Consider the following 7,695-nt stretch of genomic DNA (forward strand, 5'->3'; position numbering starts at 1 on the left):
GATTTTCTTTGCAACAAACCGTTGCCAATCCATTGGCAATTGCTTTGGGACCAATAAAAACAGGATCTCAACGATTGACATTGGCGGGAGGAATTAACAATTTCGGAACCACCATTGGCCCCTTAATTGTAAGTTTTGCTATTTTTGGTTCTTCTGTATCTGGGAATACTGAATTGAGTGTAGAAAGTATTAGAATACCTTACTTGATATTGGGATTAGCTTTTTTGATTGTGGCAGTTTTGCTGAAATTTTCATCCTTGCCGGAACATCCTGAAACAATTGAAGAATCTACTGCTGATACTACTTCCTCCAAAAATTCCGCTTTAAATTACCCACAATTACTCTTAGGGATGCTTGCCATATTTTTATATGTTGGTGTTGAGGTATCTACAGCCAGTAATTTACCGGCTTATATGGAAACCGAATTGGGGTTTGCCATTGGTGATATCGCTCCTTACATTTCATTGTATTGGGCAAGTTTAATGATAGGCCGTTGGACAGGAGCTGTAGAAGCTTTTACTGATGTTGTTAGTGTTCAAAAAATGCTGCGGTTCATTGCCCCTTATTTGGCGTTTGGCGTTTTTTTAGTTGTAAATGCTATTGCCAATCATGATTTAACTCCATTTTATATCTATGGATTAATTATCCTTGTTTTGATTGCTGCTGATATGGCAAGCAAAGGAAATCCTGCCCGAATGTTGCTGATTTTTTCTTCTCTGGGAATTGTAGCCTTGTTTACTGGAATAGGAACCACCGGAATTGTAAGTGTGTATGCTTTCACTAGCGTTGGTTTGTTTTGTAGTACCCTATGGCCTTGTATTTTTACTCTGGCAGTAAGCGGATTAGGAAAATACACCAGCCAGGGAAGCAGTTTTCTAATTATGATGATTTGTGGTGGTGGAATTATCAGTTGGCTGCAGGGTTTTGTATCTGATAGCATTGGTATTCAAGCTAGTTATATTGTTGGTGTTTTATGTTTTTCTTATTTGGGTTTTTATGCCTGGAAAGTAAGTGGGATTTTAAGACGTCAAGGCATCGATTTTGACACTAAAATCAGTGGAGGGCATTAATTTTTTTAATGAAGTATTAATAGATTCCTTGGATTAGCTTTTGAATTGTTTTAAAAGTATTTCTTTAGAATTTATAGAGGCAGCAATAAATAAATTAACTTTAGATTTGTAGTTGTAAAATACAGCTCCAAGTCTAAAGTTATTTTTTTGATGAATAGAGAAGAAAAATTAAAACAACTTCGTGAAAATAACGAATTTGATATTGTAATAATTGGAGGAGGAGCAACTGGTCTTGGTTGTGCCGTTGATGCTGCAAGTCGCGGATATAAAACTTTACTTTTAGAGAAGTTCGATTTTGCTAAAGGAACCTCCAGTAGATCTACAAAATTAGTTCATGGTGGAGTGAGGTATCTGGCACAAGGCAATATTCATTTGGTTCGTGAGGCTTTGTTGGAGCGTGGCCGAATGTTGAGAAATGCACCGCATATTTGTCATAAATTAGGTTTTGTGGTACCTGTTTATAAATGGTGGGACAAATGCTATTATGGTTTTGGTCTGAGGATTTACGAATTTTTATCGGCTAAATTCAGTTTGGGTAAAACAAGAGTCCTTTCTAAAAATGAGACTTTAAAGCATTTGCCGGATTTAGATTCGACCAACTTAAAAGGAGGCGTTTTATATTATGATGGGCAATTTGATGATAGTCGATTGGCTATTAATTTGGCTCAAACCGCAATTGAACATGGAGCATTAGTGTTGAATTATTGTGCGGTTACTGATTTTATTAAAAAGGACAATAAGATAATTGGTTTAAAAGCAAAAGACGAATTATCAAATCAAGAATATACTATTAAGGCGAAAGTAGTTGTTAATGCAACCGGTGTTTTTGCTGATGCAATTTTGCAAAAATCGGAAGGACATGCAGAAGTAACTATTGCGCCTTCGCAAGGAATTCATTTGGTATTGAATAGGTCTTATTTTAAGGGTTTATCAGCTATGTTGATTCCTAAAACGTCTGATGGCAGGGTTTTGTTTGTAATTCCCTGGCATGATAAATTGGTATTGGGTACTACTGATACTCCCGTTAAAGAAGTCGTGTTGGAACCAAAACCATTAGAAGAGGAAATTCATTTTATCATTAATCATTTTAATAAATATTCTAAAAATAAAATTGATTATGCTGATGTTAATAGTGTTTTTGTGGGTTTGCGTCCGTTGGTAAAAGTAGGTTCTGAGAAAAAAACAGCTTTGTTGTCAAGAGAACATAGTATCAAAGTGCTTCCTTCGGGTTTGATTTATGTAACAGGAGGCAAGTGGACTACGTATCGAAAAATGGCCGAACAAACCATCAATAAGGCAATACAAGTTTCGGATTTAAAATTTGTTCGTTGTAAAACAAGGCACTTAAGAATTCATGGCTATACAAAGGAAAAAGTGATTCTTGATTTAGCTATTTATGGTTCGGATGCTCATTTGATTCAAGAAATGATTGCTGCAGATGTTTCTTTATCTGAAAAAATCCATCGGTCATATTCGTATACAAAGGCAGAAGTAGTATGGGCGGTAAAAAACGAAATGGCTTTAACTGTTGAAGATGTTTTGGCAAGAAGAATCAGATTGCTTTTTCTGGATGCCAGAGCAGCAATGGAAGCTGCGCCAATTGTAGCTGGTATTATGGCTTCTTTGTTAGAAAAAAACACAGAATGGGAGCAAGAGCAAGTTGCTACTTTTCAGAAATTAGCTCAAGGTTATTTGATAAAGTAAAAAGCCGACTCTAAATTTTTAGAGTCGGCTTTTGCTTTTGAAAAAAGTTATTTCTTAACGATAGCTTTTATTGTATAATGTTTTCCATTCTTAACATGTAAAAAGTAGATTCCTTTGTTTAAATCACTCATAAACATTTGTTGCATAGTGCTTGTTAAAGGTTCTGATTTGACTTTGCTTGCTAAAATATTATAGAGCGCAAGTTCTGCTCCATCATAAACATTATCTACTTTAACATTTAGAATTGTCACAACCGGATTAGGAAAAACCGTAACATTTTCAACAATACTAGCCGCAGGAGTATTATTGCAACTTCCCAGTTTATCTCCGTGATTCAGATGAGCCTGAACTGCATTTGGACTGATACAAGTTTCCTGACCGTTATGACAAACCATAACTTTATCACCTGAGTTGCCACATTGTACATTTATTGCATTAACATCTATAGAAGCTGAAGTTTGGCAGCCCTTGGCATCAGTTATTATTACAGTATAGGTTCCAGCTGTTGCTATAGATATAGTCTGAGTCGTTTGATTTGTGCTCCACATATAAGAGTAAGGTGCTGTTCCTCCTGCAGGAATAACTTTGATTGGCAGCAAAGAAGAGCCATAACCAACATAGATTGTGTTTTTTTCCTGTGTATTGTTAATACTATAAACATTAGGAATTGAAGTAGTCAGTGGGATAGCATTTGAATCATCACAATCATCATTGTTCTCTACACCACAAGCTACTGGAGCACCACTACCAAGTTTGTCGCCATCGTTATCTGCATATAATATTTTACTATCGTCGCAATCGGTATTATTTGTAGCATATCCTTCAGGAGCTACTGATGAACATAACATCGCTGTTACAGTCGAACCAAATCCGTCTTTGTCTTTGTCTACATAATACAGTATTGGTTCATGAACAGTTGTATCATTGTCATTACAATCAGTATTATTTGTAGCATATCCTTCCGGAGCTACTGATGAACAGAACATTGCTGTTTCAGTCGAACCAAATCCATCCTTATCCGCATCTACATAATATAGTTTAGGTTCATGAACGGTTGTGTCATTGTCATTACAATCGGTATTATTTGTAGTATATCCTTCCGGAGCTACTGACGAACAGAACATCGCTGTTTCAGTCGAACCAAATCCGTCTTTGTCTGTATCTACATAATATAGTTTAGGTTCATGGACAGTTGCATCATTGTCATTACAATCGGTATTATTTGTAGCATATCCTTCCGGAGCTACTGATGAACAGAACATCGCTGTTTCAGTCGAACCAAATCCATCCTTATCCGCATCTACATAATACAGTATTGGTTCATGAACAGTTATATCATTGTCATTACAATCGGTATTATTTGTAGTATATCCTTCCGGAGCTACTGATGAACATAACATCGCTGTTTCAGTCGAACCAAATCCGTCTTTGTCTGTGTCTACATAATATAGTTTAAGTTCATGAACAGTCGTGTCATTATCATTACAATCGGTATTGTTTGTAGCATATCCTTCCAGAGCTACTGATGAACATAACATCGCTGTTGTAGTCGAACCAAATCCGTCCTTGTCTGCATCTACATAATATAGAATAGGCGTATGTACGGTAGCATCATTATCATTGCAATCATTAGTGTTGGAATAACCGTCATTATCAGTATCAGTTGGTGTTGTTACATTAAATATTTCTGAATATGATGAAGAATCAGTTTTATTAGTTGCTTTTAATCGGTAATAGTATTTGGTATTAGCAATTAAATTTGTATCGGTGTAAGTAGCTGTGTTAGCTCCAACTTCTGCTATTTGTACAAAAGAGAGCCCGTCAGATGAACGTTCAATTATAAAATTAGCTTCGTTGTTCGAATTGTCATTCCACTTTAAAGTTACTATACTTGATGGAGTTGGCGTTGCTATAATATTCGTCTCGAATGTTACATTAGATGGCGAATTAATTAAGGTTGTGTTGTATATCGCTGCAACTTCTGCAGCTGATAAAGCGTAGTTAAATATTTTTAACTCATCTATTTTTCCTTTGTAAGGAGCAGGAGTAGTATTAGCATACAACTCGAGTACTCCAATATTACCAACTACTAAATCAGTTGGCTCGCCAATACCTACAGCTGTTCCTGTTCCATCAGCTAGTTCATTCGTGAAAACACCATTAGTATATAATTTTAATTTTTTCGCAGTAACATCTCGCATGATAACTACATGTACCCAATCTCCGGTATAATATTTAGTAGCAGCTAATGTTGATGTAAGTTCTGTTTTTACTTTATCATCATCTATAGCAAATCGGAATTGATTATTTTTAATTTCTACATCAAATCTTTTACCTGTTGCACCTGTTGTAGTGTTTTTTGTAATCGAGCCTTTGCATAATATATAAGAACTCAAAGTTGAAGTAGCTGGTAATTGACTAGCATCAGCCTTCATCCAAAAAGAAACAGAAAATGAATTTTTATCGAATAAAAGATTGTCCTGATGAGGGATAGTCACCATCTGCTTATTTGGTAAAAATGTTGAAAAATCTATAGCATTATTAGCTTTTCCGGCTACCCTAACAGTAGCTTTGTCGAAAGCAGCATCTAACTGACCATCATTAGCATAAGCAGATATATCTGCAATTTGTTCGCCTTCACCTGCCACTTCTTTAAATGGCCAATGACCAATCAGTTCTGCTTTTTGAGCGCTGAAGTTCCATACATCTCCAGTCACAGTTCCTTTGGCATTAGTAGCATCAATTCTCCAGTAATAGATTGTTGCCGGGCTTAAACCTGTAAGTGAATAGCTTGGAGCTGCAACATAAGCTATATCACCTAATTTTGTTAAGTTAGCAGGATCAGTTCCAAAATAAACAGAATAAGTTGTTGTATTTGCACTACCTGTCCATTTTAAAGCTAAAGTGCCATTTACTAAGTCTACTGTATTCATTCCTGTTGTAGGAGTAGGAGTAGCTGCTTTTGTAGGGGCTGAAGGAATAGCTGGTGTGGTAAGGGAATTTACATCACTATAACTGGAAGATTCAGTTGTAGTTGTTGCTTTAATACGGTAATAGTATTTAGTATTTGGAATTAAATTATTATCAGTGTATGTAGTTACATTTGCAGCTACTTGCGTAATTTGTGTATAATTTGTTCCATCGATTGAACGCTCAATTACAAAATTAGTTTCGTTATCTGAATTGTCTTTCCAGTTTAAAATAATCTTACTTGAAGGAGTTGGGATTTCAACTGAACTAGCGTTGAAAGTAATCGAAGTTGGCGGGATAACAAAATCAGGAGGTGTTTGATTTGTTAAACCATTAATGTATACTTCAATATTTAAATAAGGTGCGTTTGTTGTACTTACAGTTAAAGCATCGGCACTGTTGTTTTTATTCAAGCCATTTGTATCTTCCCAAGCATCCGGCATACCATCATTATCAGTATCTAAAGGAGCTGGAGCTCCATAAACATGTCCTGCTCCACCGTTAATAAAACCAAACTTTGATGTTAAATCGGTTTGAACATAAACATAGGTAGCAGTTGTCCCTTTAGACATCAAATCGGAAATCATTAAATTCTCTACCTGATCACGTCTCGGGTACGATGCTCCTACTCCTGATATAATTTTAGTGTAAGCATCTTGAGCTGTCAGGGATGTGTTTTTCATTGGATAATCATAAGGAGCTGATTTAATCGTTGCTATGTCTCCAGTAGGATATCCTGTTAAATCTTGAGGAACTAAAGTACCATCTAACACCCCATTTCTATTATTGTCAAAATAGTTGCCCGCACCATATAAAGAGAAATTGTCATTTCCTCTGTTAAAAGGTGTAGTAACTGAACTACTTGTGTTTGGTCCTCCAATAAAATAATTATTGATAATATTTACATCTGAACTTCCTGCAGAATCTCCACCCATAATGTAGGCGTCTCCAGATTCGGCATGTCCATAAGTATTATTATAATTACCCCAATTGTAAACCACGTTGTTTACAAACTCATTAATTCCTTTTATCTTGTTGTTACGAGTTTTGTTGCAGATATATAAATTTCCAATTAAACTTATCTTTCCGCCTGTGGGAGGTTGCATCAATCCTCCAGCAGAGTGATTGTGACGGTGTAATCCTTGGCCTATGATAGAATTCTGAATCGTTATATTGTCAGGACTTGTGCCTTTACTATCCCAGTTAATAGAAAACACTTCATCAGTACCCCAGGTAAAAGACATGTGGTCAAAAATCATGTTTGCACCATTTGCAATACCTGATGCGTCTTGACCTTGAGTTGTGGTTCCATAACGAATACGAAGATATCGGGCTATAGTATTGTTTGAGCCTGTAAATGTCACCTTTGCGCCTAAAAGAACAATTCCTTCACCAGTAGCCGTTTGTCCTGCAATGGTTGTGTTTTTGGCTACCACAATTTGAGATAGGGTGTTGATTATCCCTCCAACTTTAAAAATTACAAATCGGCCTTCTTGACTAACTGCGTCACGAAACGAACCAGCACCGCTGTCATTTAAATTGGTCACGAAATAAATTTGAGGATTAGCAACTCCTCTTGCTCCAGTTGTGTACCTGCCAAATCCCGTAGCTTCTGGGAAGGCTAATGTTTGGGAACTTATATTCCCGGAACTTAATGCAAGTCCGCAAATCATTAATGCTTTTGGAACTTGTTTAAAAAGTAAAGTTTTAAATTTCATAAATAAATAGTTAAGGTTGGTTATTTCAAAACTATTGCTTTAATACTTTGTTATCATCCTGTCCTGTCCTGTTCTGCCTGTTTTGATAGATTGTTGGTTTGTAATAAAATTTATTGAGTTAGTCATTTAGTTTCTGTATTTTTATGTCTTTAAAAACAGTCGTTATGGAAGTATTTGAAGGACAAAGCATACTAAACTTTATAAAAGAATTGCCAAATGATGAAGCTTGCAAA

Annotated in this window: 3 protein-coding genes; 2 read left to right on the forward strand and 1 reads right to left on the reverse strand. The window is 36.0% G+C overall.

Annotation, left to right across the window (positions count from 1 at the left end; genetic code table 11):
• Together GTZ96_RS17840 and GTZ96_RS17845 are read left to right on the forward strand one after the other, a co-directional pair.
• Window positions 1-1,070: MFS transporter (locus GTZ96_RS17840; RefSeq protein WP_161645255.1), on the forward strand; the 1,070-nt coding region annotated here is incomplete at its 5' end.
• A 150-nt stretch (window positions 1,071-1,220) separates the two neighbouring features.
• The gene (locus GTZ96_RS17845; protein ID WP_161645256.1) at window positions 1,221-2,774 is read left to right on the forward strand and encodes a glycerol-3-phosphate dehydrogenase/oxidase; all 1,554 of its coding nucleotides are present in this window, start codon (window positions 1,221-1,223) and stop codon (window positions 2,772-2,774) included.
• 47 nt (window positions 2,775-2,821) lie between these two features.
• Here GTZ96_RS17845 and GTZ96_RS17850 read toward each other — a convergent pair whose 3' ends face one another.
• Window positions 2,822-7,462 (reverse strand): LamG-like jellyroll fold domain-containing protein, encoded by a 4,641-nt coding sequence (locus GTZ96_RS17850; RefSeq protein ID WP_161645257.1) that lies wholly within the window; start codon window positions 7,460-7,462, stop codon window positions 2,822-2,824.
• Between the last annotated feature and the right edge of the window lie 233 nt (window positions 7,463-7,695).

Source organism: Flavobacterium undicola (genome assembly GCF_009909155.2).
GTDB classification, from domain to species: domain Bacteria; phylum Bacteroidota; class Bacteroidia; order Flavobacteriales; family Flavobacteriaceae; genus Flavobacterium; species Flavobacterium undicola.